This window comes from Thiomonas sp. FB-Cd, assembly GCF_000733775.1.
Taxonomy (GTDB): Bacteria; Pseudomonadota; Gammaproteobacteria; order Burkholderiales; family Burkholderiaceae_C; genus Thiomonas_A.
In genome coordinates this window covers 450,673-477,587 of sequence record NZ_JPOE01000005.1, presented here as the reverse complement: position 1 = coordinate 477,587, position 26,915 = coordinate 450,673, and the positions used below count along the sequence as shown (strand labels likewise).

The window sequence follows — 26,915 nt, the reverse complement described above, 5'->3', positions numbered from 1 at the left end:
TCAATAATCGGCTGCGTCCGCGGATCTCAACGTGGCCCTTTGGAGTCTTGGCATACCGCATTGGCCCGCTGATCGCATCAACGAACCGCTCCGGAGGGGGCTTGTGATGAACCCTCCCGCCGCTCAACGCATGGCGTTGTAGCGGGGGTTTCGCGGGTCACAGACCTGGACTTGCCCCGTTGCCGTGGCAGAGGTTTGGGTCTCGCCGCCACGCCCGTGCCAGGCGTGTCCCGCGTGTTGTGCGCGTCGATGAGAACCACCATTGCGCTGTTCTGGTCGCGCGGCGCCGTGTGCCCGCACGGGCACACATGCATGCGTTGGCTCAGCGTCTTGGGCACGATCTCCCAACAGGCGGAGCACCGCTGCGACGGTTTGAGCTGGCGCGTATTGCTCAGATGCAGTCGCGTACCAGCTTCTTCCGCTTTGTACGCGAGCATCGGATGCGCCATGCCGAACCCCGCCGAGAGAATCTCCCGGTTGAGTCCGGCCTTCTGCCGCACGCGACGGCCCGGTGTCTCCACCGTGCCGCGTGTGCTGCGGCTCATGTTCTTCGGTGCGAGTTGTTCGGTGGCCAGGACGGCGCATTGCCGCACCATCCTGGTTGTTTCCTTGTGCACGAAGTCCCGGCGCAGATTGGAAATCCGGTCGTGCAGTTGTGCGATGCGACGCCCGAGCCGTTTGAAGCGCAACGATCCGTTCTTCTTCCTGGCGCGCTGCCGCTGCAGCGCGGCAAGGCGCGGCAGTTCCTCGCGCACCCAGCGCGGGTTATCGATGGTCCGTCCATCATCGAACGTCGCCCAGTCGTTGATCCCGAAGTCCACGCCACGGCGTAGATCGGCGGTGCGCTGCCGCGCACAGGCCGACTCGGGCACGCGCAGCGTCACCGACACGAACCACCCACCACCTTTGCGCGTGAGGGTGATGTCGTTGGGTTTTGCCTGATCGCCGAAGCGGTGCCGGCCGCGCGCCCGAATGGACATCGCAGCCTCGCCACTGCCAATGCGCAGCGTGGCACCACGACCGCCGTGCTGCATGAGCTTCCAGCCAGCCGGGTCGGGATAGGCAAAGCCCGCGAACCGCTTCGCGGCCTTGAACCGCGGGAATCCAGGCGTTTGACCAGCTTTGACCCGGCGAAAGAACGACTGGAAGGCGAGATCCAGCCGCCGCAGCGTCTGCTGCAAGGCGTGGCTGCCGAGTTCGTTGAGCTCAGGCCGATCCGCCTTGATCTGCGGCAGGACGTTCTGCTGCTCGTCGTAAGAGATGGACTTCCTGGCCTTGTGCCAGGCGTCGATGCGCTCTTCGAGCGGCGCGTTGTACAACTCGCAGTGCAGCCGTGCCCGCGCCTCCAGCCGCGCCATCTGCGCGGCATTGGGATACAGCTTGAGCGTGACTTTGCGCCGTTTCAGACTGGTATTTTATATGGGCTATCCATTTAGCTCCACAGGTCGAGCAAACCGGTTGGCGGCCGGTTCCGAGTGCACGTTGTCCCGTATGTTGACGTAGGTCGCCGGCGTTGTGGCGGCCGATTGCTGCAATAGCCGGTAGAACATCATGCCTCGTGATCGTGATGAGCGTCGGTTGAAGCGGAACGCAAATTCGTCGAGGTAATAGTCCACGTGTCGCGGATCGACGGCTCCCTGATGGGTGCCAAGCAACCAGCGTTTGAGCAACGAAATGACGCGATGGACCCCCGGCAAGGACACGTGCGCAGGGATCTTCGAGCCGAGTTGGACGAGCGGTTCATGAGCGAATCCGCCTTCCTGAAGTGGCCCGTAGATCGCCGATCCGTCAGTGCGGATCGTTGCGCCTGGCATGACGTTTTCGCGCACGAACGGGATCAAGGCGCCGATGGTTGGACCCTGCACGCGGTGAATCCGGATGCGGCCAAAGCCCTTGGGATCGTGCACTTCAACGGCCACCGCAATGGCGACCAGATGGGACGTTTTGTGCGCCTTGGAGCGCGCCTTGCCAGACTTCACGCGGGGGTTTCGGCTCAGGGCCAGATAGGCCTCGTCAACTTCAACCGTTCCGGCGAGCTTGTCGCGTTGCGGGCGGACCATCGCGCGCCGGAATCGGTGCAACATCGCCCAGGCCGTCTGGTAGCTGCTCAAGCCAAGCACCCGCTGCAGTCCGAGAGCGCTCACGCCATGCTTCTGACTCGTGATGTGCCAAGCGGCGGCGAACCAAACCCGCAGGGGCGTGCGGGTCTTGTCAAAGATGGTGCCCGCCGTCACACTGCTCTGGTGCGCACAGGATCTGCAGACCAATCGGCGCCGGCTCGCGCGAACGGGTGAGTCCATCACGCCGCATGCAGGGCAGCAAAATCCCCCCGGCCACCTCAATTTCTCGAGGTAGGCAACACACGCGTCTTCGGTCGCGAACCACTCTTCAAATTGCACCCAAGTCTTCGGGTAATCGCGACCAGCTACGGGGCTGACATCAAACATCTGACCATTGTCCGCCTTGTGGAGCTAAATGGATAGCCCATTATTTTATCCAGCCTGGCGAGGAACAACAAGCGAAACCCGCCCGCTTGATTTCCTCCTGCCCGGACGGCTTCGCCTGAGCGACGCTGTGCGTCGGGCCGGGCGAGGAAGGGGAATGCGCGGGCATTTGTTCAATGCCTGAATGTGCCGCTCTTGGTGATGCTCGTCACATCCACATACGCTGAGCCGGCATGGTCAGTGGGGGAAAAGTGCACCATGAAGCCGCCCAGATCGTCGGCGCTCATGGCGTTGAGCGCATCGATGAAGGAGGTGCGGGTTGGCGTATGTCCGGCCTTACGCAGGGCCTGGACCAGCACCTTGGCATCAATATACCCTTCCAGGCTTGTGAAGTCGTAGTCGTCTTTATGCCCCGCTGTCATCATGCGAGCCTGGTACTCACGCACGATCGCGGTGGCCCCGGAATAAGGGAAGGGCACAACCTGGGTGATCATCACCCCATCGCCCTCAGGGCCGAGCGCCTTGGCAAGGGCTTCGGAGCCAACAAAGCTGACGTTCGCGAACTGTCCACCGTAGCCTTGCGCGCGCGACGCCTTGATGAAGGCAGCCGCTTCCGTATAGGTACCCACTTCAACGATGAGATCGGGCTTGGCGGGCAGAATCGACTTCAGCGCGGCAGCGATATCCACCGTGTTGCGCTGCACCGTGCCGGTGGCCACGGGCTTGAGGCCGTGCGCTGCGAGCGCAGCTTCAACACCGGACAGGCCCGCCTTGCCGAACGCATCGTCCTGATAGAAGACGGCGACCTTTTTCAGGCCGAGGAACAGAAAGTTGTCGACGATCCGTCGGGTCTCGTCGTTGTAACTGGCGCGGATGTTGAAAACGTAGCGGTCCACAGGCGCGCGCAGCGCCATGGCTCCGGTAAATGGACCCACAAGCGGGATCTTTGCCGCGTCGATGATGGGCTTTGCCGCCAGGGTCGTGGGTGTGCCGACGTAGCCAAGCAGGGCAAACACCTGGTTGTCGCCCCCGATGAATTGTTTGGTGTTGGCCACGGCGCGTGTCGGCTCGTAGCCGTCATCCAGGCTCACGAGCTTGAGCTGCCTGCCATCGACCCCGCCTTCGGCATTGACCGCCTTGAAGTAGGCCTCGATGCCCATGCGAAGGCGGATGCCGAGCTGCGCAGCGGGCCCCGTGAACGGTGCTGACTGGCCAATCAGGATTTGTGACTCGGTCAGGCCGGGATCGCCGGCCTGTGCGGTGGTGCAAAGACCCAAGCAGAGCAACAGGGGCCAAAATAATTTCATGTACGCCTCAGATCAGAAAAGACAAAAAGGGTCTGCCCGGGTCGGCTTGTAGCCGATCCCATGCGACTTCAGACGATGGCCAGATGTTCGGTTCCGCTGGATGGATCCTGCTGGTCGCGCTTGCTATCGAGCTTGATGCGCAGACGCAGATCGTTGACCGAATCGGCATTGCGCAAAGCATCCTCGTAGCTGATATGCCCGCCTTCGTAAAGGTCGAAGAGGGCTTGATCGAAAGTCTGCATGCCGAGTTCGCGCGAACGCTTCATCACATCCTTGATCTCACCCACCTCGCCCTTGAAGATGTGATCGGCGATCAGTGGGGAATTGATCATGATTTCCACTGCCGCCATGCGACCGCGTCCGTCCTGACGAGGCAGAAGGCGTTGGGAAATGAGGGCCCTGAGATTCAGTGACAAATCCATCAGCAACTGATTGCGGCGCTCTTCGGGGAAGAAGTTGACGATGCGGTCCAGTGCCTGGTTCGCATTGTTTGCATGCAGCGTGGCCAGGACGAGGTGCCCTGTTTCGGCAAACGCCACGGCGTGATCCATGGTTTCGCGGTCACGGATTTCGCCCATCAGGATGACGTCCGGTGCCTGGCGCAAGGTGTTCTTCAGCGCGGCCTCCCACGTGTCCGTATCGATGCCAACCTCCCGCTGGGTGACGATGCAGTTCTTGTGCGCATGGACGAATTCAATGGGGTCCTCGACCGTGACGATATGGCCATAGGAGTGCTCATTGCGCCAATCCAGCATTGCCGCCATTGAGGTGCTTTTGCCGCTGCCCGTGGCGCCCACGAAAATGATGAGGCCGCGCTTGCTCATCGCGAGTTCCTCAAGCACGCGGGGCAGGCCGGTACTTTCGATCGTCGGCAGAGTCTGTGGGATCAGGCGAAGCACCAAGCCGATGTTGCCCTGCTGGATGAACGCGTTGCAGCGAAACCGGCCAATGCCTGCCGGAGCGATCGCGAAGTTGCATTCCTTCGTGCGTTCGAAGTCGGAGGACTGGCGATCGTTCATGATGGCTCGCGCCAGTGCCTGGGTGTGCTGCGGCGTCAGTGGCTGCGCCGACATCTTGCTGACTTGACCGTCGACCTTGATGGCCGGGGGAAAGTCGGCCGTAAGGAATAAATCGGAGCCGCCGCGGCTGACCATCAAACGCAGCAGATCTTGCACAAACTTGGATGCTTGGTCGCGTTCCATCAGATGGCTCCCTGGTCAAATGCGGCCTTATCGGGACGGCGTGGAAAGATGTGCATCATGCGGGTTGCGAGGTTGCACCGAGCTTGCGCAGGCGCAGAGACAGACGGCGCGCGAGTGAGCCGATCAGGCGCGCCGCGGAGCCCGGATCCTGTTCCATCATGGTGTCGAGCGCCCCTGCTTCGAGTACCGCAACCTCTGTGGGGTTCAGCGTCGTGCAATAGGACCAGCGTGGGCCGGCATCCAGAAGCGACATTTCACCCAGCACGTTGCCAGCCCTGACCTCCGTCAACCGGAGGCGCTCGCCCCAGGGCTGCTGGCGGTCCACGGCCACGACGCCGTGCAACATCACCAGCATGAAGCCGCCGTACTCGTTCTGCTCGATCAGGTCCTTGTTGGCATCGACGGCGTAGAACTCGAAATACCGGGCGCACTTCTCCAAGTCGTCAGGGGTCAGTCCAGCCATGAAGCGGTCACGACTCCAAAGATCCTTCAGACGCTTGACCGGCGCCGGACGCGCCAACTTGCGCGCGCCAGTAGCCTTGGCGCGCTCGGCCCAGTGCACGACAGGTACTGTGGCATCGTCCACGTCCTGGAAACCCGTGGTGAAAAACTGGGATTCCGCGCCTTCGTCCCCGTTTTGCTCGACGGTCTTACTCCTGCGCAGCATCTCGAAGACTTTTTTCATGGTGGTCGGTTGCGAACGACGGGCCCGAATCAACGTGGGCGCTGGTGGGTTGGGAAATGAAGCGAGCTTTCTAGTGGGGCAGAAATCACGTGCCGGGGAAATTCTCAGGCTGCTTGGCCTTCGTGCGTGCCTCCGTTGCCGAAATGGCGTTACGGCGCACCAGGTCGGCGAGGTTTTGATCCAGCGTTTGCATCCCGTGAGCTTGGCTCGTCTGGATCATGGAGTACATCTGGGCAACCTTGTTTTCGCGAATGAGGTTGCGGATGGCCGGTGTGCCAATCATGATCTCGTGTGCCGCGACGCGACCGGAACCGTCCTTGACCTTGCAAAGCGTCTGCGAGATGACGGCCACCAGCGCTTCCGACAGCATGGCGCGCACCATGTCCTTCTCTGCTGCGGGGAACACATCGATGATGCGATCGATGGTCTTGGGCGCGGAGGATGTGTGCAGCGTGGCGAACACGAGGTGCCCGGTTTCAGACGCGGTGAGAGCCAGACGTATGGTTTCCAGGTCGCGCATCTCCCCCACCAAAATGGAGTCGGGGTCTTCGCGCAAGGCCGAGCGCAACGCGTTGGAAAAACTCAGGGTGTGGGGACCAACCTCGCGCTGGTTGATGAGGCATTTCTTGGATTCATGCACGAACTCGATGGGGTCCTCGATCGTCAGAATGTGTGCGTACTCATTCTCATTGAGGTGATTGACCATGGCTGCGAGGGTGGTCGACTTGCCCGAGCCTGTAGGGCCCGTCACAAGAACGAGACCGCGAGGCTTCAAGGCCAGGTCACCGAAGATCTTCGGGGCGTTGAGGTCTTCCAGGGAAAGGATCTTGCTCGGAATGGTCCGGAATACCGCACCAGCCCCGCGATTTTGGTTGAAGGCATTGACGCGAAAGCGCGCCAGGCCCGGGATTTCGAACGAAAAATCAACCTCGAAATATTCCTCGAAATGTTTGCGCTGCACGTCGCTCATGATGTCGTACACCATCGCATGCACGGTTTTGTGCTCGAGCGGTTCAACGTTGATGCGACGCACGTCTCCATGCACCCGGATCATCGGCGGCAGTCCGGCCGACAGGTGCAAATCCGATGCGTTGTTTTTCACGCTGAAAGCCAGCAGTTGCGTGATGTCCACTGCAATCCCCCAAGATTGGCAATTTCCTTATATTACGGGCCAGCCTGCCTCCTCACCGCAGGTTTGTCCCATCGCGTGGTGCCGCGTGTTGTTTCCACGGAACGATCAAAGCTTTGCTCCCTTGCCCGGCCTGCCCATGACCCAATCCACCCCAGCCAATCGTTTGCGTGATGTGCGCAGCCGCATCGCCCGCGCAGCCGCCATTGCCGGGCGGGATTCGGCCTCGATATGCCTCCTGGCGGTTTCGAAAACATGTTCGGCCGATGCCGTGGCCGCGCTCGCCGCCTGCGGGCAGCTTGACTTCGGCGAGAACTACGTCCAGGAGGGCGTGGGCAAGATTGCAGCCCTTCGCACCAGGCATCCGCGGCTTCGCTGGCATTTCATCGGCCCGCTGCAGAGCAACAAGACGCGAGAGGTGGCGGCACAGTTCGACTGGGTGCACAGTGTGGACCGTCTGCACGTGGCTCAGCGGCTTTCGGCCCAGCGTCCCGTGGAGCGCGACGGTCATGTGCTTGCGCCGCTCCAGATCTGCCTGCAGGTTAACGTCAGCGGCGAGGCGAGCAAGAGCGGTGTGCCGCCGCAGGCCTTGGAGGACTTGGCCAGGGCCGTGGGCGCGCTGCCGAACCTTCGGTTGCGTGGGCTCATGTGCATCCCGGCTCCGAACGAGGACATACAGGCGCAACGCGCGCCCTTCGCGCAGCTGCATTCACTGATGGAGGCACTCAACCGGCAGGGCTTCGCCCTCGACACCCTGTCCATGGGCATGAGCGCCGATCTGGAAGCCGCCGTGCTCGAGGGCGCGACGATCGTGCGCGTAGGCACAGCCCTTTTCGGCGCACGCAGCACGGCCGTTGGGAGGGAGAAGACGTGAAGGTGCAGCATGCGCTGCGCGAGGCTCGCGCCCACGACCTGATGGGCTGGGTACCAGGTTTACCCTTCAATGCGGCCGCAATTGGTGCCATTTGCACATCCGCCGCTGAGCCTGGTGGGACGAGGTGCGATGGTCAGCGACGTCGGCCGTGATCCGAAGCGTTGTTCATGCATGCATCGTCACGGCGTCCCGCGGCAAGGGCAGCATCATTGTTGCGGGCGCTGCGCTTGCGGGGGCGCCCTCAGTCTCGTGTATGCCATGGGCGAGCGGCCGTTGGGCAAGCGTGCCACGGCCGCAGCTTGAGCAGCGACGGCGTGTCAGTCCCGAACGCATGGGGGAGTAGGCATGGACGATGGCGGGGTGTGCAAGCGTTTCGTGGTCAGTGGTTGGGTGCAAGGGGTTTCGTTCCGCGCGCACACCCGTTCCAAGGCGGTGGGTCTTGGCATTGCCGGTTACGCCCGTAACTTGCCCGATGGGCGCGTCGAAGTCCTTGCTTGTGGTGACCCGCAAGCCGTGGAGCACATCCACCGATGGCTGTGGGAGGGGTCGCCGGCCAGCCGAGTGACGGCTGTCACGGTGGTCGACGTCGAAGTCGAGAACGATCCGCGTGGCTTTGTGATCGGCTGAGAGACAGCCCGATCACAGACCGGATGTGAGCTGCCGAAGATCCAGTGGCACGGCGCTCGTGCGGCGCAGGCGCTCAGCCTGTTTGAGCGCCTGCGTCTGATCGAGCGCCCCAAGTTCCTCGATCAGACGCTGCCAAATTCCTGTTTGCTGCGGCAGCGTGGCGCAAAACACCAGATGAGCCCCCCGCTGCACGGCCAGCACGGGGAAGTTGTCGGGTTCGAAATCACCAAGCACTTCCACCTTGTCTTCCACATCCACCCAGATCCAGCTCGCCTGGGGAAATTGCATGGCGAGATTGTCGAAGCCGGCCTTCCATTGCCTGCATACGCTGCACCACTGTGCGCACAGGCAGGCAACGATCAAGCGGTCCGCGCACGGTTCACTTGCGGGCTGCATCACGCGCATCCCGACGGGGCTCGCTGCACACGCTCCAAGCGTCAGCGCAGGGGTTTGAAGCGCAGGCGGTGGGGTCGTGCGCCTTCCTCGCCCAGACGCTTCTTCTTATCGGCTTCATATTCCTGGTAGTTGCCGGCAAAGAATGTCCACTGCGAATCGCCCTCGGCAGCCAGGATGTGGGTGGCGATGCGATCCAAGAACCAACGGTCGTGGCTACTCACCATGACGCTTCCGGCGAACTCCAGAAGTGCGTCTTCGAGGGCGCGCAAGGTTTCCACATCGAGGTCGTTGGAGGGCTCATCTAGGAGAAGAACGTTCCCTCCAGACACCAGGGTTTTGGCCAAATGCAGGCGCCCGCGCTCACCCCCCGAGAGTTGGCCAACCAACTTTTGCTGGTCACCACCCTTGAAATTGAATCGTCCTGCGTATGCGCGCGACGCGATCTGGAATTTGCCCACCGTGAGGATGTCGTGCCCGTCCGACAAGGCTTCCCAAACTGTCTTATCGCCGGGTAGCGCCTCGCGGCTTTGATCCTCATAGACGAGCTTCACCGTGGGGCCCACGACGATTTCCCCGCCATCCGGTTTGTCCTGGCCGGCAATCATGCGAAAGAGCGTGGATTTTCCTGCCCCATTCGGCCCGATCACGCCGACGATCGCACCGGCCGGAACCTTGAAGCTGAGATCGTCGACGAGCAGGCGGTCGCCGTGGGTCTTGCGCAAGTTACGAAGCTCGATCACCTCATTGCCCAGACGGTCAGCGACGGGAATGAAGATCTCATTGGTTTCATTGCGCTTCTGGTATTCGATGCTAGCCAGCTCTTCAAAGCGTGTCATGCGCGCCTTGCTCTTGGCTTGGCGGCCCTTGGGGTTTTGCCGCACCCACTCCAGTTCCTGCTTCATGGTCTTGAGATGGGCCGCTTCGCTGCGCGCTTCCTGTTCCAGGCGGGCCTCTTTCTGCTCAAGCCAATTGGTGTAATTACCCTTGAATGGGATGCCATGGCCCCGGTCGAGTTCCAGAATCCACTCCGCTGCGTTGTCGAGGAAGTAACGGTCGTGCGTGACCGCCACGACCGTTCCCGGAAAGCGGTGCAGATACTGCTCAAGCCAATCCACGCTCTCGGCGTCGAGGTGGTTTGTCGGTTCGTCGAGCAAGAGCATGTCGGGCTTCGACAGCAGCAGGCGGCACAGCGCGACGCGGCGCTTCTCGCCACCTGACAGGGGCCCAATCAGGGAATCCCAGGGTGGAAGGCGCAGTGCATCGGCGGCGATCTCCAGCTGCAGGTCGGTATTGTCGCCCTCACCAGTGGCAATGATGGCCTCCAGTTGCGCTTGCTCCTCGGCCAGCTTGTCGAAGTCCGCCTCGGGTTCAGCATAGGCCGCGTACACCTCGTCCAGCCGCTTCTTGGCGGCGAGCACACCGCCAAGCCCTTCCTCGACGGCCTGGCGCACAGTCAGCCCCGCGTCGATCTGCGGTTCTTGAGGGAGGTAGCCAATGCGCGTGCCGGCCAGCGGCACGGCTTCGCCTTCGAAGTCCTTGTCCACCCCAGCCATGATGCGCAGCAGGGTGGACTTGCCCGACCCGTTAAGGCCCAGGACGCCGATCTTGGCACCAGGGAAAAAAGATAGGGATATATCTTTGAGAATTTGTCGCTTCGGCGGAACGATCTTGCCGACGCGGTTCATTGTGAAGACGTATTGCGCCATGTGACTCAGGAAATTGCTTCAAGGGGTTTCGTTGGAGTGGTGACCACGCGCAGCGCGCAATGGGCAACCATACGGTGGCAGCTTAACGGACTGGATCCATCCGTGGCAAAGCCAGTGATCTTGGATTGGATGCGTGGGAGATGAAATCCCCGCTATGTCCAGGGGCACTGACTGGCGTTGGGCGCGTTTGCACGAAGCGGGGGACGCTTGGCAAGAGCAGGCGGTCCCGAAAAGATTGGGTCGTGCGCATGCTGAGATGGCACAACGGTCGAGGAGGGCTGGCTGCCGACCCGGGGCGGAACAAAATCGCATGGGGGTGCCTGCGTCGCTCGCATGACGCTTGCAAAGGGTCTCACGCACCGAGAGCGTGGCAATCGAGTCGTGCTTTCAAGCTCTGAGGCAGGCCGGATTGGCCGGGCGCAATGCAGGACCCTGCCTGATACGTCGTTCCGCGCAGGCAGCCATGGCGCGCCCAGCGCTGCTTGTCAGCCACCTGGACTGCGCCTCGCGTGCCAGTGCGATGTCTGCGGCGCGCGATTCAAGCAGGCGCAACGCTGGCCTCAGCGGTCGCCCTCGTCGCCATGGTCTTCGTGGTGGTCGCCGTGCCAATGACGCCGTCTCTCATAGTAATAAGGCGGCGCCGGTGCATATGGCTGGGCCACGTAATAACCGGGGGCAGGGGCATACTGCACAGGCGGTGGGGCGACGTATACCGGTTGCGCGGCGACTGGGTAGACGTTGCCAAGATTCGCCACGAGTCCGGGCACGCCCACCGCGAGCGACCAGAAAGGGTCGCCATCCGCGTGCGCGGCAGGAAGCAGGGCAAGCGCAAACGCTGCGCCAGATAGACCTTTGATTATGGTTTCACGCATCATGATTTCTCAACTCCGTTTAGTGGTCAGCCTCAGTCCATGCTGTGCTCGCGCATTTCCATGCCGCGTTGAGCCTGGTACGAATCATTCTCCGCGCCACTTATCCCACCCTTAGCTGTGCGGCAGGCACTAAGCTTGACCGGCACGCTCATCGACCCGATCAAGGAACGGGTCTTCAGGTGGTGCTGACTGACACGGCAGCTTCATTTCCTGCGTCGATGGCCCCGGTCATGCAGGCACCGGCGCGCCAAGGTCAGGAGCGCCTTCACCGGGCGCTCCGTGAACCCCTGCGCGAGTCAAACGCAGTTGGGGCGCCCGCCTGTCCGTCCCTCGATCTTCTGCCAGGATCGTGCCTGGAGAAGGCCGACGTTCGCCGCAATGGACGCGGGACGATCAAGTCGGACACACACCGGTTTCAATGATCCTGCTGTTGCTGGCTGCTCGAATCGCCTCCATCATTCGTGGCCATCTCGGAGAGTCGGGTCAGGGGCGTGTCGTGCAAACTGAGCAAATTGTTGCGGTTCGCGCTGGCGAACACCACAGCCTGCGTGCCCATGACGTAATACGTCGTGCCGGGTGTTGTGACCCCGTTACGCGAGAAACTTACATTGGAGTCCGTCAGGATGAAGGGCGATGCGGGGGTTGAGACCTCAGTCCAGACGGCGGGAGCTGTCGGATCCAACAAATTCGACAGGCTCGGCGGATTCAGATTGGGTTTGACGTCATCGAAGTTGAACGAAGCGCCTGGACCCGCTGGCATCATGTTCCAGCCCGTTGCAGTGGGTGTAATGCACTCGCCCACGCTGCCGCCGCCGATGACAGCACCAAAGGCATCCAGCCGCACAGGGAAGGCGCCCGCCGAGCAAAATACGCCATCCATTTGGGGCTTGGCAGGCGCTGCAATGCCATTCCAGACGGGTGCGGCTCCAGCGGGCACCAGCACCGCCTCGAAGTTTGTCAATGTCTGGTTCGAGGTATTCCTTCCGCCACTTTGAATGGAATAGGACGGGCCTCCGTTGACCAGCGCGGTCGGGATGGAACCAATCTTGCCCCGCAGGTTGTAGCTCTGTGTGCCGTTGGTGCTAGTGTCGGTGACACTCAAGTTAATCAGATTGCCCACGAGCGTGCCCGTGACGTTACCGTCTGCGGAAGTGACGTTGCCACTGCTGTCGACGGTGATGGCGTTGTCCGTGAATACGCTGGCCGGGTTGGGCGAGGTTGAGGGGCCGCTTGCGTTAGTCATCCCCGTCTCGGCAATGACTCCCTGGAGTTGATAGGTGCCCGGAGTCACGCTTTGAACCCCTGCATCAATCACGTCACCCAAGTCCAGCTCCGGCGCGAAATCCGGGTCGGCTGCCATCTCCTGCGGAAGGCTGGCAAGGACCGTCGGGCAGTTGCCGCCCAGAGTGGTTGCGGCCGTGGTGAGGGTTGTGGAGTAGGTTGAGGAGTTGCCTGAGGTCAGATTGGAGCCGGCTGCAATCTCTGCCGCGAGATTCGTCGTCGAGGTTGGCACAGGGCTTGGGGTGCAGAGGTTGTCCCCCACGGCTTTGATGGCCGCCGCAATGGCCAGGATATCGCTGCGATACGTCTGCAGGGTGGACGCATAAGTCGTCGGCGTCAGGCCCGCATAGCTGCCGCCATTTGTCTGCGCATACACCGCCAGTGCTGCCGTGCTCACAGGGCTGATGTCCAGATCGGGGAGATTGGATGTCGTGAGCGTGCCGGCTGCAATGAGCGCGCTTGATGAGCCCAGATAGCTGGTAAGGATGACGCCGGGGTTTGCCGGATCCACAGCATTTGCGAAGATCGGCACGTTGCCGGCAGGCAGGGCGACGGTGATCGTGAACTGCCCGTTGCCGTCCGCCGTGATCGTGCCTGCGGTTGTCGCGCCCGTATCGTTCAGCGGAGCACCAGCGGTGATCGTGATCGAAGCGCCGGCGATCGGCGCGTCGATTGCCGTACCGCTGAGAGTGGCTTTGCCTGCTGTTGGCGTGCCTGTGAGCGAACCCACACTTCCGCCACCACCGCCCCCACACGCGGAAAGACTCAAGGCTAGGGCTGCAGCCAGAGGCAACAGGGTCCACGGACGGATCAGGGCGATGGTCGGATGTTTCATGGCGAACTCCAAGAGGATGGATCGAGAGGGAAGCGCACACCCCGCAGACGCGGGATTGGGGGCAATAATAGCTGGGAAAAAATAACATTCAAGAGATTTTTTGCGATATACTCCTGCCATCTCTTCGCCAATCCACCGATCCATGGGGCGCCCCCCAAGTCCTTTGCCCGTTGTCGACACGCCCGCGCACCCGATGCCGGCGGCGGACGACGCGCTGCGCGCGCTGGCGCCGGTGATGGCGCCGCTGGTGCAGTTGCTGCTGGCTGCGGGCATCGACTACACGCGGCTGGCTGCCGAGCTCAAGCCGGTGTTCATCGAGCAGGCGCGTGTGGAGTTGCTGCGCACGGGACAAAGGGACACCGATTCGGCCCTCAGCACGCTCAGCGGCGTGCACCGCAAGGATGTGCGGGAGTGGCGCGAGAACGGCCTGCGGGGCCGCATCGCGCAGGAGCTGTCGATCAGCTCGCAGGTGTTCGCGCGCTGGGTGCAGGATCCGCTGTACCGCGACCGGCGCAAGCGGCCGCGCCCGCTGCCGCGGCTGGGGCCGCAGCCGTCGTTCGACACGCTGGCGCGCAGCGTCACGCGCGACGTGCACCCGTACAGCGTGCTGAGCGATCTGCTGCGGCTGGGGCTCGTGCAGGTGCAGGTGGTCAAGGGCCAGGAAATGGTCGTGCCGCATCGCGACGGTTTCGTGCCACCGCCGGGGTCGCGCGAGATTCTGGAGCTGTTCAGCGCCAATCTGGCGGACCACGCCTGGGCGGCGGTGGGCAACCTGCGGGGGCAGGGGCCGCGCCTGGAGCAAAGCGTGTTCGCCGAGGGCATCACGGCGGAGTCGGCCGAGGCGCTGGGTGCGCTGGCGCGCAAACTTTGGGCGGACGCGCGCAGCGCGATGATCGCCGAGGCCACCCGTCGCTACGATGCCGATCTCCACCGCAACGACGCCACCTGCCGCATCCGCTTTGGCACGTATTTCTGGTCCCAGAACTCCGCGGAAGACTCAACATCCACCGATACGGCGGCCCAGGGAGGACACCGTGAAGACCTATAGATCTCTGATTGGGGCTGCACTCGCGCTGTGCACCCTGCTGCTGAGCATTTTGCTGACCTCCTGCGGCGGGGGTGGGACATTTGCGTCCAGCGGTGGTGTGGGCACGGGCGGAACCGGGATTTCCATGGGTACGGTGACCGGATTCGGGAGCGTGGTTGTCGATGGAACGTCCTACAACAGCGCCACGCCGAACTACTTTGCCGGTACAGACCAAAGCGAGGCGGCACAGGCGCCGTCGACAGCCGTGGACCTGGGCGACCAACTGCGGGTCCAACTCGACAGCCAGGGAAACCCCTCAACGGTGATAATCGAGCCCCAACTCATGGGGGCGGTTGCAAACTTTGATCCATCCGGCTCAGGTTTCACGGTCAATGGCGTTGCCGTACGGGTCAATGCGAATCCTGCGGCGGGCCCGGTGACGTACTACACGGGGTTATCCGGATATTCCGGATTGAGCAACGGCATGCAAGTTGGCGTGCACGGATCGTATGGAGTGGATGCTGGCGGACAGGGCTATATCCAGGCCACGCGCATTGAGCAGCTGCCAGCAACGAATCCAGTGGTGCGCGTCACCGGGGTGGTGGCCAAGCTCAATCCAGCAACAGGAACCTTCCAGATCGGTAGCACCATCGTGCAGGTTGGAGCGTCGACCGCGGTGGAGCCATCGCAGGCATCACTTGCCAACGGCCAGCTGGTGAATGTGTGGAGCCGCGCGCAACCATCGGGGAGCGTGATTGCAGCAGACCTCATTCGTATCCGCACCCTGCAAGGCACGACAGGAGCGGTGCAGGTGGGCGGGCTCGTTTCCGCGCGATCTGGAGCCAGCTTTCAGGTGGACGGCATTCCGGTGGATGCCAGCGCTGCATCCTTGGCGTCAGCTGTGCAAGGGCTGACGCTGGGTGAATATATCGTCGTGCAGGGGCAGGCCGACGGCGCAAGCGGCGTGGTCAAGGCCCGCAGCATTCGAAGCTACGCAGCCAATCCCTCGCAGGTGGAGTTGCGCGGCACGATCACGGGGTTTGTCAGCGCGAGCAGCTTCCTGGTTCGGGGCGTACCTGTCGATGCTTCCGGGCAGGGGGTTGTCTTTACCGGCGGGAGCTCCGCATCCTTGAGCAACGGTGTCTTTGTCGATATCGTCGGCAATGTCGCTAGCGGCGGTGGCAACGTGGTGACAGCCAGCACCGTAGCGCTGCAATCCAACCCCGGCGACGGCGAAACCGTGGATTACCAGGGTACGGTGAGCAACCTCAATGCGGCGGCAGCGGGGACATTTACGCTGACGTGGCAAAGCGAGGGCGCAATGCATACGTCGAGCGTCATTCTGGCGCCCAACGTGGTGTACAGCAATGGCTCAGCGTCGCAGCTGATCAATGGCGCAAGCGTGGAGATCGAAGCGACCAACACCGCTGGCGGGCTGACGGCCTACAGCGTGTCGTTTTCGGGGCTCGCCGCATCCACCGCAAATGGCGGAGACGGCGGATCTTCTTCGCCGACGTTGGAAATCAAGGGAACGCTCTTCGGCCTGAATGCGACGGGTTTCATGGTCAACAACAACGTGCCGATCCAGATTGGCAGCGCAACGATCAAGCCGCAGGGAACCGCATTGGCCGATGGCCAAAGCGTCGAAGTAAGTTTCACCCAACCGAATGGGCCGGGCGGCGGGAATCTGGCGCAGGAAATCAGCATCGAGCAGTGAGTGCTCCATAACTGATCATCGGACATTCGCATCCCAGTGTCGGCGGCGGACGTCTTCGGATGCGCTTATCCGGGCATCGGCTTGTCGAAGCCTGCGCTGGCGTGCTCGAAAAAAAGTGGCGGGCGAGAATCGTTCCCGCCCGCCTCAACTTCCTGCCGCTCGCTTGAAGACTGCTTTGACCGAGGTCCGTCGCGGAGGGAGTGCCCTCCCGCACGGGATTTCGGCCCCTCTTGTTGCGTGTGCAATGGCCCCGTTGAGTGTCGCGCCGACCGGGATCAGCCCATTTCCACGGGCACAAAAATCCGGTTGTTGCCGCGCTGGATGAGCAAGGCGACGGTTTTGCCCGAACTCTTGAGGATGGAGCGAACCTGCTCCACGTTGTCCACAGGCTTGCCGTCAACTGCCAGCAGAATGTCACCGGATTGCACACCGGCCTGTGCGGCTGGACCCGATACGTTTTCGACCAGCAGGCCATGACGCACATCAGCTTGCTGTTCCTCGGTCGGCTTGAGCGGACGCACCTGTAGACCCAGGCCATGGCCACCTTCGGAGGTGCTCGCGTCGGCCAACACCATGTTGTTGCTGAAGCTGCCCAGCCTGGCTGTGACTGTGCTCTCGTGGTGGTCGCTCCACACGCCGAGCTTGACGGGTTGGCCGGGCTGCATCAGTCCGATCATCATCGGCAGGTCCGCCGAGTCATTCACCGGTTCGCCATTCACACTGAGAATGATGTCCCCGGCCTTGATGCCGGCCTTTGCAGCGGGGCTGCCCTTGGATACATCGGCCACCAAGGCCCCGCGCGGGGTCTGGAGCCCAAAGGAATTGGCGAGTTGCTGCGACACGGTTTGCACGGCGATGCCCAGCTTGGCATGTTCGACGTGGCCGTTCTGGATGATCTGCTTGGCCACGGCTTCGGCCACATTGATCGGAATGGCGAACGACAGGCCTTCGAACGCTCCGGTCTGCGTGAAAATTTGCGAATTGATGCCCACGACCTCGCCCTTTGTGTCAAAAAGCGGGCCACCGGAGTTCCCAGGGTTGACCGCCACGTCGGTCTGGATAAACGGCACCATGTCATCGTCGGGCAATGATCGGCTCTTCGCGCTCACGATGCCTGCGGTCACCGTGTTGTAAAAGCCGTAGGGCGAACCGATGGCGAGAACCCAGTCGCCGGCCTGCAGGGTGGCCGGATTGCCCACGCGCACCGTAGGCAGGTTGGTCGCGGGGATTTTCACGACGGCGATATCGGTCTTGGTGTCATAGCCCAGGACCTTGGCTTTGTAGGTCCGATGGTCGGTGAGTGTCACCGTCACCGACTTGGCATCCTTGACAACGTGGGCGTTGGTGAGGATGAGCCCGTCGGAGCTGATGATGAAGCCCGAGCCCAGACCCTCGGTGGGAACTTGATGGGGCTGCTGGTTCTGAAACTGCTGAAAGAACTGGAAAAACGGGGAATTGCGCAATTGCGGCGGTATTTGCGAAATGTCGGCCCCCGATGTGGCCTTGGTTTCGCCGCGCACATTGATGTGCACCACCGTCGAGCCGAATTCCTTCACGATCGTGGAAAAATTCGGCCCGCCCACGGCGGCAGTCTGCATCGCCGCAGCTGGAGGATTGTTGAACAGGGGCACCGCCTTGTGGTTCATCTCCACATGCGCTGGCATGCCGGCATAGCTGAACTGGTAGGCCATAAAGCCGCTGGAGCCGATGATGCCGGCCGCAACCAGGGCTGCCCAAAGTTTTCTGGATTTCATCGTGTGCCTCCGGGATGGATCGGATGGGATCGAATTTGCTTGTGTTGAATGATCCTTTCCTCCGCTTAGGACTGCCTTAAGTTCACAGGCAGCGCAGATTCTCAGGGTTGGGAGCGGTGGCGACCTGCACCGGTCGCCCGCGGCTTTCTCTGTTGCAGCTTGCTGCCGGACAGCTCGCTGCGTTATGGTGGCACGCACTGCTCGCACTGGAGTTGGCACATGAGGCCGCGTTTTATTTCCAAAGCGTTGATGCAGCGGCTGCTTGCCGCTGTGCCGTTTGCGTTCCTGTCTTTGGCCTGCCAGGCCCAGTCATCATTGCCCACGCCGCCCATGCGGGCTGCACCGTGCTGCCCCGCGGCGCCATCAGGCATCGTGCACCTCGAAGCTGTGGCGCGCAGCGAAGTCAAGCCCGACCGCGCCGTGGCGACGCTGGCCGCCGTGCGCCAGGGTCCCGACGCTGCAGCCCTCAACGTCGAGGTCGCAAGGTTGCTGGATGCGGCTGTTGAGGCAGCGCATGCCACAGCGGGGGTGGCGGTCCAGACCGGAGGTTTTCAGACCACGCCGCGCTACCGGACGGTCTCCGGTCAAAGCGAACAGGACGGCTGGACGGTACGTGCCCAGTTGATCCTCAAATCGGCCGACTTTGTCGCGCTGGGTCACCTGCTCGCACAGCTCGCGCAGACCCTGCAAGTTGATGGCACTGGTACGGAGATCTCGGGCGATCTCCAGGCGCGTGAACAAACGCAGCTCACGAAAATGGCAATTGCACAGTTTCGTGCCCGAGCCCAAGCCACGGCGCACGAGTTTGGTTACCGGGACTACGCCCTGCGCGACGTCAGCATTGGGAACCTGCAAGGGCTAACTCCCGCGCCACGACCCATGTTTCGCGCCCTGGTCTCTGCCAGCCCTGCCGAGGTGCCTGTCCCCATTGAGGCTGGTGTGTACACGCTGACCGTGAGTGTGCAGGGCTCTGTGCAACTGCAGCGCTGAGTGCCGATCCGACCATTGCCATGTGTGAACTGTTCGCTGTCAATAGTGCCCGCCCAGCGCGGGTTCGACTTCGCTTTGCCGAGTTTGCGCTGCACGGAGCGCATGTCCACGGTGGCAATCCCGACGGATGGGGCGCCGCCTATTTCGATGGTGCCGAGGCCCATGTCTTGCGCGAGCCCGTGCCCGCGGTGCAAAGTGCCTTCGTGCGCGTGCTGGAAGATCACGACTTTCACAGCACGCTTGTGCTCTCGCATGTGCGTCGCGCATCGCGCGGGCCGGTTGCCCTTGCCAACACCCAACCGTTCTCGCGCGAGTTGGCAGGGCGTCGACACGTGTTTGCCCATAACGGCGACCTCCCTGACATCCAGACGCGCTGGCCGCTCGGTCCCGGATGTTGGAAGCCCATCGGGCAGACCGATTCGGAGCACGTGTTTTGTCAGCTTCTGCGCATGCTTGCGCCTCTGTGGCAGAGGGAGATTCCGAGCGTCGAGGCGAGGCTCGATGTCGTGGCGACCTTCGCCGAGGGTTTGCGCCCCATCGGCCCCGCCAATTTTCTCTATACGGACGGTGACGTGCTGTTCGCCCATGCGCACCGCCGTCGCCAGGCCGATGGGGTGGTTCGCACGCCCGGATTGCATCTGCTGCGTCGCAAGGCGGCGCGATCACATGTTCAGGAAGCGGCGGGCATGCAGGTGCGCAGCAGCCACGCCGGCGATCATCCCTTGATCATGCTGGCCAGTGTGCCCCTGGGCGATGGCAACTGGGAGGCCCTTGCCGAAGGCGAAATTGTCGCCCTGCGCGAAGGCAGATTGGTTGCAAGGCGTTCCGGCGGGCTTGCTTGACCTTTTAGGAGCGCGCTGCTGTGCGCTTGTCGGACAATGATGCGTCCGTCGCGCATTTCCCTTCCGCTCTACCCCTATGCCTCGTCGTTTCCTTTGGATGATCGCTGCCGTTGTTGTGCTGGTGCTGGCCGCAGTTTGGCTGGTTGACTGGTGGCGCGGGCCGCAGGTCGTGGCCTACCGGGTGGCGAGCCGTCCGCTGGTGCAGGACGTGGTCGCCACAGGCCGCATCATCACGCCTTCGCGCATCAGCGTGGCAAGTGAGATCACGGGGGTCGTGATCAAGCGCCTGGTCGATCGGGGTGACGAGGTACGCCCCGGCAAGGTCTTGTTGGAACTGCGCAGTGACCAGGCGCGTGCACAGCGCGATCAGGCCCAGGCCGCGCTGCAGCAGTTGATTGGGCAAACGCGACCACAGGCGCACGAGACGCTCGTGAGCGCCGAATCGGTGGAGAAACTCGCGCGCAGCGAAGAGGCGCGCGCCCGTGCGCAGGTCGCGCAGGGCGCGGTTTCGCAGCAGGCACTGGAGCAGGCGCAGCAGGCGCTGGCCGCAGCGCAGGCCCAGGTGCGCAGTGCGCGTGCCGCTTGGGATGCCGACAAACCGGGTGGAGCGGCCGAAATGCAACTGCGCGCCGCACTCGCTGCGGCCAATGCAGTGCAGCAGCGCAGCTTCATACGCGCCGAGGTGGCCGGTCAGGTGCTCACGCGCAACGTGGAGGTCGGCGATACGATCACGCCTGGACAAGTCCTGTTCACCCTGGCGCGCGCTGGCTCCACACAGGTGTCGCTGCCCGTGGATGAACAGAACCTCGAGCACCTGGCGCTTGGCCAGGGCGCGCAATGCCTGACTGACGCTTTTCCCAATCGGCCTTTTGGTGCTGAGCTCACATTCATCGCCCCGGCGGTGGATACCACGAGCGGCACCATCGAGCTGCGACTGACGGTCGCAAAGCCACCCTCCTGGCTGAGGCAGGACATGACCACCTCATGCGACATCACCACCGGCCAGCGCGCAGCAGCGCTGGTCGTGCCGAATGACGTGCTGAGGGCTCATCGCGGCAACAACGCCCAGGTTTTAGTGTTGCGCGCAGGCCGCGCGCAGCCGCAGGACATCACTCTTGGCCTTCAGGGCTTGGTGGCCAGCGAGGTGACCAAAGGTCTGCATGCCGGTGACGTGGTCATCGCCGAGCGCAGCGTGCAGCCACACCAGCGCGTGCGTGCCACGTTGCAGGGGCTGCCCTCCACCGCAGGTTCTGGAATCGATACGGCCAGCAGCCCGCGCAACGAAGTCGCCGGCGCTTCCCGCTAGCGTCCCCCGAGCAAAGCAGCCAATGGGACTGACCTGGCGTATCGCCTACAACTTTCTGCGCGACGGACGCGCGCAGACCATCCTGATCATCGTTGGCGTCGCAGTCGGCGCGGCGGTCATCGTGTTCATCACCGCGCTGGTCGACGGGCTGCAAGGCAACATTGTGCAGCGCACCCTGGGCACGCAAGCACACATCGTGGTGAGCAGTCCCGATCTGCAGCCTCTCGTCTCGCCCGTGCCTTCGGGCACAGTGGACCTGCGCGCAGCCGACGCCCGCCCGCAACGCCTGCGCTCGGTCAACAACTGGCCAGGCGTGTTGGACGTGCTGCGGCACCTTGCCGGTGTGACCGCGGCCTCGCCCATCATCACAGGTCCCGCTTTCGCGCAGCGTGGCGCTGCCGTGCGCGCTGTCGCCGTGATTGGCATCGTGCCGCAGCAATATGTGCGGGTCATCCCGGTCGACAAGGACATCGTGCAGGGCCGATTTGAGGTGGGCGCCAGCCAGATTCTCATCGGTAACCGCCTGGCGCAAGATCTCGGCCTGCGCGTGGGCGATAAGCTACGCGTGCAAGGAGCCTCCGGCGGCTCTCAGGTGTTCGATATTGCGGGCATTTTTTCGCTCGGCGTGCGCGACCTCGACCAGCGCTACCTCTACATGGGCCTCAAGCCAGCGCAGGCGCTTCTGGGCCTGCCCGGGGGCGTGACGGAAATCGATCTGACCGTGCATGACATCTTCGATGCGGAGTCCATCGCCGCGCGCATCAGCAGGCTTACCGGTCTGAAGTCCGAAAGCTGGATGACCACCAATGGCCAGTTGCTCAACGCGCTTCGTTCGCAATCCCTCTCCAGCGGCCTCATTCGCTTTTTCGTCGCGTTGTCGGTGGCATTCGGGATCGCCAGCGTTCTGGCCGTGAGTGTGGTGCAGCGTACGCGCGAGATTGGCATCCTGCGAGCCATGGGGGCAACGCGACGGCGCATCCTCGCCGTATTCCTGCTCGAAGGCGCCGCGGTAGGTTTCGCCGGCTCGGTACTCGGTTCAGCAGCTGGGGTTGGCATGGTGTGGGTCTTCAACAATTACGGGCCCACACTGTTCTACGTTCCTGTGCCCTTCGCGCTTGTTGTCGAATCGGTGGTTCTGGCCACGTTTGCCGGTGTGGTCGCGGCAGCGCTTCCGGCCATGCGCGCAGCCCGGCTTGATCCGGTGGTGGCGATTCGCTATGTCTGATAGTCAATTCGATGCTGCTCAAGGACGTCCTGGCTCCGCTGGGGAACATTTGCGGGTCGACGCGTCACAGCAAGGATTACCTGCCCAGCCAGTGCTGCGTCTGGACGCTTTGCGCAAGTCCTACCAGGTGGGGACGCCGCTGCAGACTGAGGTTTTGCATGGGATCAGTTTCGCGCTTGCGCGCGGCGAATTCGCGGCGCTGGTGGGGCCATCGGGTTCGGGGAAAACCACGCTGCTCAACGTCATCGGCCTGCTCGACGCGCCCTCCGATGGGGAACTGTATCTGCAGGGAACTCCCACGCGCATGCTCGAGGACGCCGAGCGCACTGCATTGCGTGGGCGATCCATCGGCTTCGTGTTTCAGTTCCACCATCTGATCCAGGCTTTTCCTGTGCTGGACAATGTATTGATGCCTGCGCTGGTGCAAGGCGCACGCCGCACCGAGGAACTTGAACGGCAGGGGTTGGCCCTGCTCGATGCCGTCGGCTTGGCTGCGCACGCCCACAAACGGCCAAACGAGCTCTCGGGTGGGCAGCAGCAGCGCGTCGCGATTGCACGCGCCCTCCTGACCCGCCCGCCCCTTGTGCTGGCGGATGAGCCCACGGGCAATCTCGATACGCACAGCGCCGACGACGTCTTTGCCTTGTTGCGCCGATTCAACCGCGAGTTCGGGTGCGCCGTACTTGTCGTCACCCACGATCCTCGCCTTGCTCAGCGCTGTGACCGGATCCTGAACCTGGTCGACGGCAATATCGTTTCGGATCAGGCAACCGGGCAAACGCATGTGTAACTTGCCGTGCGCAATGCCTGGCCCTCAGGCGCACCACCAAGCCTAAGCTTCTGTGTTGCGCAGCCGCAGCGGGTCGAGCATGGCACGTCGCAGGCCGTGCGACTGAAGATCAGTGGGCAGCGTGTCCTCCAACAGCAGAGCGGCCGCCGCACGCGCCAGGCCGGGCGCGCTTTGGATGCCGTAGCCACCTTGGCCCGCGAGCCAGAACAACGCTGGAACACCGGGGTCGTAGCCGCATACCGGTTCGCCGTCGACGACAAAGCTCCGCAAGCCAGCCCAGGTGCTGCGTGGGCGCCGTATGGTGAGCGTGGTCGCTTGTTCAATGGCCCAGATGCCTGCGGCAATGTCCAGTTCCTCTGGCTGCACATCCTGCGGGGCTACGGCGTCTGCATTGGCGGGTGAACCAAGCAGGGCGCCGCCTGAGGGCTTGAAGTAAAAGCTCTCGTCGACTCCGATCACCAAGGGCCAGGCATGGCAGTCCATGCCTGCTGGAGCGTCGAAGGTGAAGGCGCTGCGGCGTCTGGGCTGCAGGCCGATGGGCTGTGCCCCTGCGCATTGTCCCAGCGCGTCGGCCCAGGCGCCGGCAGCGTTGACCAGCACATCGGCGGGCCAGATGCCTGCGCTGGTGCGCACTTGCCATGCATCAGCAGCTCGCTCCAGCGCCAGGACCTCGGCGCCTGTCACGATGGTCGCTCCAGCTTTGCGCGCACCGCGCAAGAAACCCTGGAGGATTGCGTCGACGTCCATGTCCTGGGCGTGAGGTTCGTAGACGCCGCCTACCAGAGCGTGACTTGGTCCCGTGCTTCGCAACACTGGGCACATGCGCAAGCACTGGGCGGCGGAAAGGCGCTGCACGTGAACCCCGCTTGCCAGCGCGTCACGCTCCACTGCATCAAGCTTTTCGTTGGCGCCGGCAGTGGTCACCAGCGGATCGTCCCGCGACCAAGCCACATGCAGGGCGCCACGCGGCGACAGCAGCGCGTGTTCGCTGAAGCCTGCCGGAGGTGTGGTGTAAAACGCGCCGCTACCGATCGTCAGTGCGCGGATTCCCGGCGGCCCGTAGGAGGGCATGTAGAGCGCGGCGGAGCGGCCGGTCGCATGCGCCCCACATTGCGCCTCGCGCTCCAGCAGGGTGATGCTCACGCCCTGCCGCTGCGCCAACACGTAGGCAAGGGATGCCCCGGCAATGCCGCCTCCCGCAATGACCACCCGACGCTGATCACCCACGCCGCTCAGCCTTCAGGCGTTGCGGCGGTCGGTGCATGTGCCGGTCTCGGCACATGCAGATCGGGCAGGAACGCTGCAAGCAGTCCGATCAGTGGAAGGAAGGAGCAGATCTTGTACACATTGACGATGCCCACCACGTCGGCGAGTTGCCCAAGCGCCGCAGCACCGATCCCGCCAAGCCCGAAGGCCAACCCGAAGAAGAGCCCGGACACCGCGCCCACCTTCCCCGGCATGAGCTCTTGCGCGTACACGACCATGGCGGGAAAGGCAGAGGCCAGGACGAAGCCAATAATGGCAGTGAGGAACGCTGAGACCTCAAGACTGGCATAAGGCAGCGCCAGCGTGAAGGGCGCCACACCGAGAATGGAAGCCCAGATCACGCGTTTGCGGCCAATACGGTCGCCGATGGGCCCGCCAAGCAAGGTCCCAGTGGCGACGGCGGCGAGGAAGATGAACAGGTGCAGCTGCCCGTCGCGCACGCTGATGCCGAAGCGATGTTGCAGAAAAAAGATGAGATAGGTGTTGATGGACGCCAGGTAAAAGAACTTGGAGAACACAAGGGCCAGAAGCACCGTCATCGTTCTGCGCACGACCCCTGGCGGATGAGACTGGGTGGTGACCATCACTGGTTTGCGCTTTCCGGGGCGCAACTGGTGCCTGGACCAACGCCCGACGAAGCCGAGGACGATCATTGCGAGCAGTGCAGCTGCGGAAAACCAGGCGATGCTGGCCTGCCCATGCGGAATGATGATGGCTGCGGCAAGAAGGGGGCCCAGCGCGCTCCCCGCATTGCCGCCCACCTGGAAGATGGATTGCGCAAGCCCGTGTTTGCCGCCCGATGCCATGCGCGCCACCCGCGAGGACTCGGGGTGGAAGATCGATGAGCCCATACCCACGCAGGCGGCCGCCAGGAGGACGTGGGCGAAACTGTTGGCGCGCGACAGAAGCAGCAGACCCGTGAAGGTGAAGCCCATGCCAACCGAGAGTGAGTAGGGTTGCGGTTTGCGGTCCGTGTACAGGCCCACCATCGGTTGCAGGATTGAGGCTGTGCACTGATAGGTCAGGGTAATAAGCCCAATCTGCGCAAAATTCAGATGCAGGCCATTCTTGAGCAACGGGTAGATGGCAATCATCAACGACTGCATCATGTCGTTGAGCATGTGCGAAAAGCTGATTGCACCCAATACGCGGTAGCGCGTGTTGTGCGGTGCAGACGCTGGACTAGCCAGCGCGGAGGTCGGAGTGGACATGTTGGGGCTGGGGGGGCGCGGTGCGCGCTGCAAGGAGGCAGCGCCAGGCAAAACTTTACGACCACCCTCGTTTTCTTGCTCAAGCCGGGAAAACAAGCGTGGTGCTTCTACGTTGACCAGGCCGTGCGCCGGCTTGGCATGAGCAGGGTCGCTCATGCCTGTCGCTGCGCACGCCTGCGTGGACACGACCCAGACGCGCAAACCCTGGCAGTGCGCTGTACATCAGCCACAAGTGCGGCCCGACGCCGGTGTTTCATGATGTGCCGCGTGTCAACTCGCACGCGCCGCTGCGAAGAAAGGGCGGGTGGGGCGTGGCACTTCGGCCAGGCCGCGGACATGCCCGCAAACCAAACCATATGGGGGTTCGAACCGATCGGGTGGTCGAGTTAATCCATCGGACGTTGTGCGGGCGGTGTGCCGTACTCGGACTGGAACCGCCGCAGGGCCTCGTCGCGATTGAGGCTGTAATTCTGCGGTCCGGCGCTGGCAATCTTGCAGGCGCCCAGGACGTTGCCCAATTTGCAGGCATCGGCCATGGTCCATCCCTGCTCGAGCGCCCATAGCAGCCCTCCACGGAATGCGTCGCCGCAGCCTGTTGGATCGACGACGGCGGTGGCCTGCAGCCCCGGCACGTGTATGTGCTTTTCCTGTTCATACACGTCGCAGCCCAAAGCGCCCTTGGTGACCACGACGCTGTGTACACGTTGGGCGACCTCATGCAGGCTCCAGCCGGTGCGCTCGACGAGCATTGCAGCCTCGTAGTCATTCACCGCGACCCAGGTCGCCTGCTCAATGAAATCGCGCAACTCGGTTCCGTCGAACATGGGCAGGCCCTGACCGGGATCAAAAACGAAGGGCATGCCGCATGCTGCCATCTGCGACGCGTGATCGAGCATGGCTTGGCGACCGTCCGGGGCGATGATGCCAATGTGGGCACCGATATTCGTTGGCACGGGTTGTTCGTGCGCATGGCTCATCGCGCCAGGGTGGAACGCCGTGATCTGATTGTTGTCGCGGTCGGTGATGATGTGTGCTTGCGCCGTGTGGGCCGTCGGTACGACGTGCACATGCTCGCGCGAAATGTTCAGACGGTCCAGCCGCACCTCATAGTCAAGTCCGTCCGCACCAAGCGCTGCGACGATTCGGGGCTCACCGCCGAGCAGCTTCATGCCATAGGCAATGTTTCCTGCGCAGCCGCCAAACTCACGCCGTAGCGTGGGCACGAGGAAGGCCACGTTGAGCATGTGGACCTTGTCTGGCAGGATGTGCTCGGAGAAGCGGCCGGGAAAGTCGGTGATGGTGTCAAAGGCGAGGGAGCCGCAGATCAGGCTGGACATGTGTAAGGCCCGGAGGAGTCAAGGAATGAAAATGGCAAACCTTCACTGTAGCGGCTAGGGTGCGTGCGCATGCGTACGTGGCTTGTGGCGTT

The 26,915-nt window shown here is 62.8% G+C and carries 23 protein-coding genes; 9 read left to right on the top strand and 14 right to left on the bottom strand.

Features of this window, described 5'->3' with window-relative positions; translation table 11 throughout:
• Positions 1-77: 77 nt before the first annotated feature.
• From CD04_RS0115855 to CD04_RS0115830, 6 genes are all read right to left on the bottom strand, one after another.
• Positions 78-1,406 (bottom strand): RNA-guided endonuclease TnpB family protein, encoded by a 1,329-nt coding sequence (locus tag CD04_RS0115855; RefSeq protein ID WP_051849344.1) that lies wholly within the window; start codon positions 1,404-1,406, stop codon positions 78-80.
• Positions 1,407-1,424: 18 nt separating this feature from the next.
• Positions 1,425-2,447, bottom strand: a complete 1,023-nt coding sequence (locus CD04_RS0115850) for an IS1595 family transposase (RefSeq protein WP_051849343.1) — start codon at positions 2,445-2,447, stop codon at positions 1,425-1,427.
• A 170-nt stretch (positions 2,448-2,617) separates the two neighbouring features.
• A complete protein-coding gene (locus tag CD04_RS0115845) occupies positions 2,618-3,751 on the bottom strand; it encodes an ABC transporter substrate-binding protein (RefSeq protein ID WP_031408499.1) in 1,134 nt (377 codons plus the stop codon).
• Between the two features lie 68 nt (positions 3,752-3,819).
• Positions 3,820-4,953, bottom strand: coding sequence for a PilT/PilU family type 4a pilus ATPase (locus tag CD04_RS0115840; protein WP_031408497.1), 1,134 nt, complete (start codon positions 4,951-4,953; stop codon positions 3,820-3,822).
• A 55-nt stretch (positions 4,954-5,008) separates the two neighbouring features.
• Positions 5,009-5,638, bottom strand: a complete 630-nt coding sequence (locus CD04_RS0115835) for a cyclic nucleotide-binding domain-containing protein (protein ID WP_031408496.1) — start codon at positions 5,636-5,638, stop codon at positions 5,009-5,011.
• Positions 5,639-5,723: 85 nt separating this feature from the next.
• Positions 5,724-6,770 carry a type IV pilus twitching motility protein PilT gene (locus tag CD04_RS0115830; RefSeq protein ID WP_031408493.1) on the bottom strand — a complete coding sequence of 349 codons (1,047 nt, stop codon included), beginning with the start codon at positions 6,768-6,770 and terminating at the stop codon, positions 5,724-5,726.
• A gap of 136 nt (positions 6,771-6,906) precedes the next feature.
• On the opposite strand from CD04_RS0115830, the gene CD04_RS0115825 reads away from it, so the two are divergent.
• Together CD04_RS0115825 and CD04_RS0115820 are read left to right on the top strand one after the other, a co-directional pair.
• A complete protein-coding gene (locus CD04_RS0115825) occupies positions 6,907-7,641 on the top strand; it encodes a YggS family pyridoxal phosphate-dependent enzyme (protein ID WP_031408491.1) in 735 nt (244 codons plus the stop codon).
• A gap of 345 nt (positions 7,642-7,986) precedes the next feature.
• Entirely contained in the window at positions 7,987-8,268 is a 282-nt protein-coding gene (locus tag CD04_RS0115820; protein ID WP_031408490.1) for an acylphosphatase, read from the top strand.
• A gap of 12 nt (positions 8,269-8,280) precedes the next feature.
• On the opposite strand, the gene CD04_RS0115815 is transcribed toward CD04_RS0115820, so the two are convergent.
• The 4 genes from CD04_RS0115815 to CD04_RS0115800 all read right to left on the bottom strand — a co-directional run bounded on the left by CD04_RS0115815 (position 8,281) and on the right by CD04_RS0115800 (position 13,358).
• The gene (locus tag CD04_RS0115815; RefSeq protein WP_231480664.1) at positions 8,281-8,556 is read right to left on the bottom strand and encodes a hypothetical protein; all 276 of its coding nucleotides are present in this window, start codon (positions 8,554-8,556) and stop codon (positions 8,281-8,283) included.
• A 149-nt stretch (positions 8,557-8,705) separates the two neighbouring features.
• Positions 8,706-10,370 carry an energy-dependent translational throttle protein EttA gene (gene ettA / locus CD04_RS0115810; protein WP_031408486.1) on the bottom strand — a complete coding sequence of 555 codons (1,665 nt, stop codon included), beginning with the start codon at positions 10,368-10,370 and terminating at the stop codon, positions 8,706-8,708.
• 560 nt (positions 10,371-10,930) lie between these two features.
• Entirely contained in the window at positions 10,931-11,245 is a 315-nt protein-coding gene (locus CD04_RS0115805) for a hypothetical protein (RefSeq protein WP_051849342.1), read from the bottom strand.
• Positions 11,246-11,657: 412 nt separating this feature from the next.
• Positions 11,658-13,358 carry a hypothetical protein gene (locus CD04_RS0115800; protein WP_051849341.1) on the bottom strand — a complete coding sequence of 567 codons (1,701 nt, stop codon included), beginning with the start codon at positions 13,356-13,358 and terminating at the stop codon, positions 11,658-11,660.
• Between the two features lie 163 nt (positions 13,359-13,521).
• Between CD04_RS0115800 and CD04_RS0115795 the strand changes: the two genes are divergently transcribed.
• Complete coding sequence (locus tag CD04_RS0115795) at positions 13,522-14,406, top strand: DUF6502 family protein (protein WP_231480663.1); 885 nt, start codon at positions 13,522-13,524, stop codon at positions 14,404-14,406.
• Positions 14,393-16,102: a DUF5666 domain-containing protein gene (locus tag CD04_RS0115790; protein ID WP_031408478.1), complete on the top strand. Its 1,710-nt coding sequence runs from the start codon at positions 14,393-14,395 to the stop codon at positions 16,100-16,102. The genes CD04_RS0115795 and CD04_RS0115790 overlap by 14 nt, the downstream gene beginning before the upstream one ends.
• A gap of 275 nt (positions 16,103-16,377) precedes the next feature.
• On the opposite strand, the gene CD04_RS0115785 is transcribed toward CD04_RS0115790, so the two are convergent.
• Positions 16,378-17,856: a Do family serine endopeptidase gene (locus tag CD04_RS0115785; protein WP_031408476.1), complete on the bottom strand. Its 1,479-nt coding sequence runs from the start codon at positions 17,854-17,856 to the stop codon at positions 16,378-16,380.
• A 219-nt stretch (positions 17,857-18,075) separates the two neighbouring features.
• Here CD04_RS0115785 and CD04_RS0115780 point away from each other — a divergent pair, with 219 nt between their 5' ends.
• The 5 genes from CD04_RS0115780 to CD04_RS0115760 all read left to right on the top strand — a co-directional run bounded on the left by CD04_RS0115780 (position 18,076) and on the right by CD04_RS0115760 (position 23,009).
• The gene (locus tag CD04_RS0115780) at positions 18,076-18,846 is read left to right on the top strand and encodes an SIMPL domain-containing protein (RefSeq protein ID WP_156030309.1); all 771 of its coding nucleotides are present in this window, start codon (positions 18,076-18,078) and stop codon (positions 18,844-18,846) included.
• Between the two features lie 20 nt (positions 18,847-18,866).
• Positions 18,867-19,688, top strand: coding sequence for a class II glutamine amidotransferase (locus CD04_RS0115775; RefSeq protein ID WP_031408471.1), 822 nt, complete (start codon positions 18,867-18,869; stop codon positions 19,686-19,688).
• Between the two features lie 76 nt (positions 19,689-19,764).
• Entirely contained in the window at positions 19,765-20,994 is a 1,230-nt protein-coding gene (locus CD04_RS0115770) for an efflux RND transporter periplasmic adaptor subunit (protein WP_031408469.1), read from the top strand.
• A gap of 22 nt (positions 20,995-21,016) precedes the next feature.
• Positions 21,017-22,219: an ABC transporter permease gene (locus tag CD04_RS0115765; RefSeq protein WP_031408467.1), complete on the top strand. Its 1,203-nt coding sequence runs from the start codon at positions 21,017-21,019 to the stop codon at positions 22,217-22,219.
• A complete protein-coding gene (locus CD04_RS0115760) occupies positions 22,212-23,009 on the top strand; it encodes an ABC transporter ATP-binding protein (RefSeq protein WP_081858046.1) in 798 nt (265 codons plus the stop codon). The genes CD04_RS0115765 and CD04_RS0115760 overlap by 8 nt, the downstream gene beginning before the upstream one ends.
• A gap of 42 nt (positions 23,010-23,051) precedes the next feature.
• Here CD04_RS0115760 and CD04_RS0115755 read toward each other — a convergent pair whose 3' ends face one another.
• The 3 genes from CD04_RS0115755 to CD04_RS0115745 form a co-directional block, all read right to left on the bottom strand.
• Positions 23,052-24,236, bottom strand: coding sequence for an FAD-binding oxidoreductase (locus CD04_RS0115755; RefSeq protein WP_031408463.1), 1,185 nt, complete (start codon positions 24,234-24,236; stop codon positions 23,052-23,054).
• Between the two features lie 5 nt (positions 24,237-24,241).
• The gene (locus CD04_RS0115750) at positions 24,242-25,486 is read right to left on the bottom strand and encodes an MFS transporter (RefSeq protein WP_031408461.1); all 1,245 of its coding nucleotides are present in this window, start codon (positions 25,484-25,486) and stop codon (positions 24,242-24,244) included.
• A gap of 386 nt (positions 25,487-25,872) precedes the next feature.
• Complete coding sequence (locus tag CD04_RS0115745) at positions 25,873-26,823, bottom strand: carbohydrate kinase family protein (RefSeq protein ID WP_031408459.1); 951 nt, start codon at positions 26,821-26,823, stop codon at positions 25,873-25,875.
• Positions 26,824-26,915: the final 92 nt, after the last annotated feature.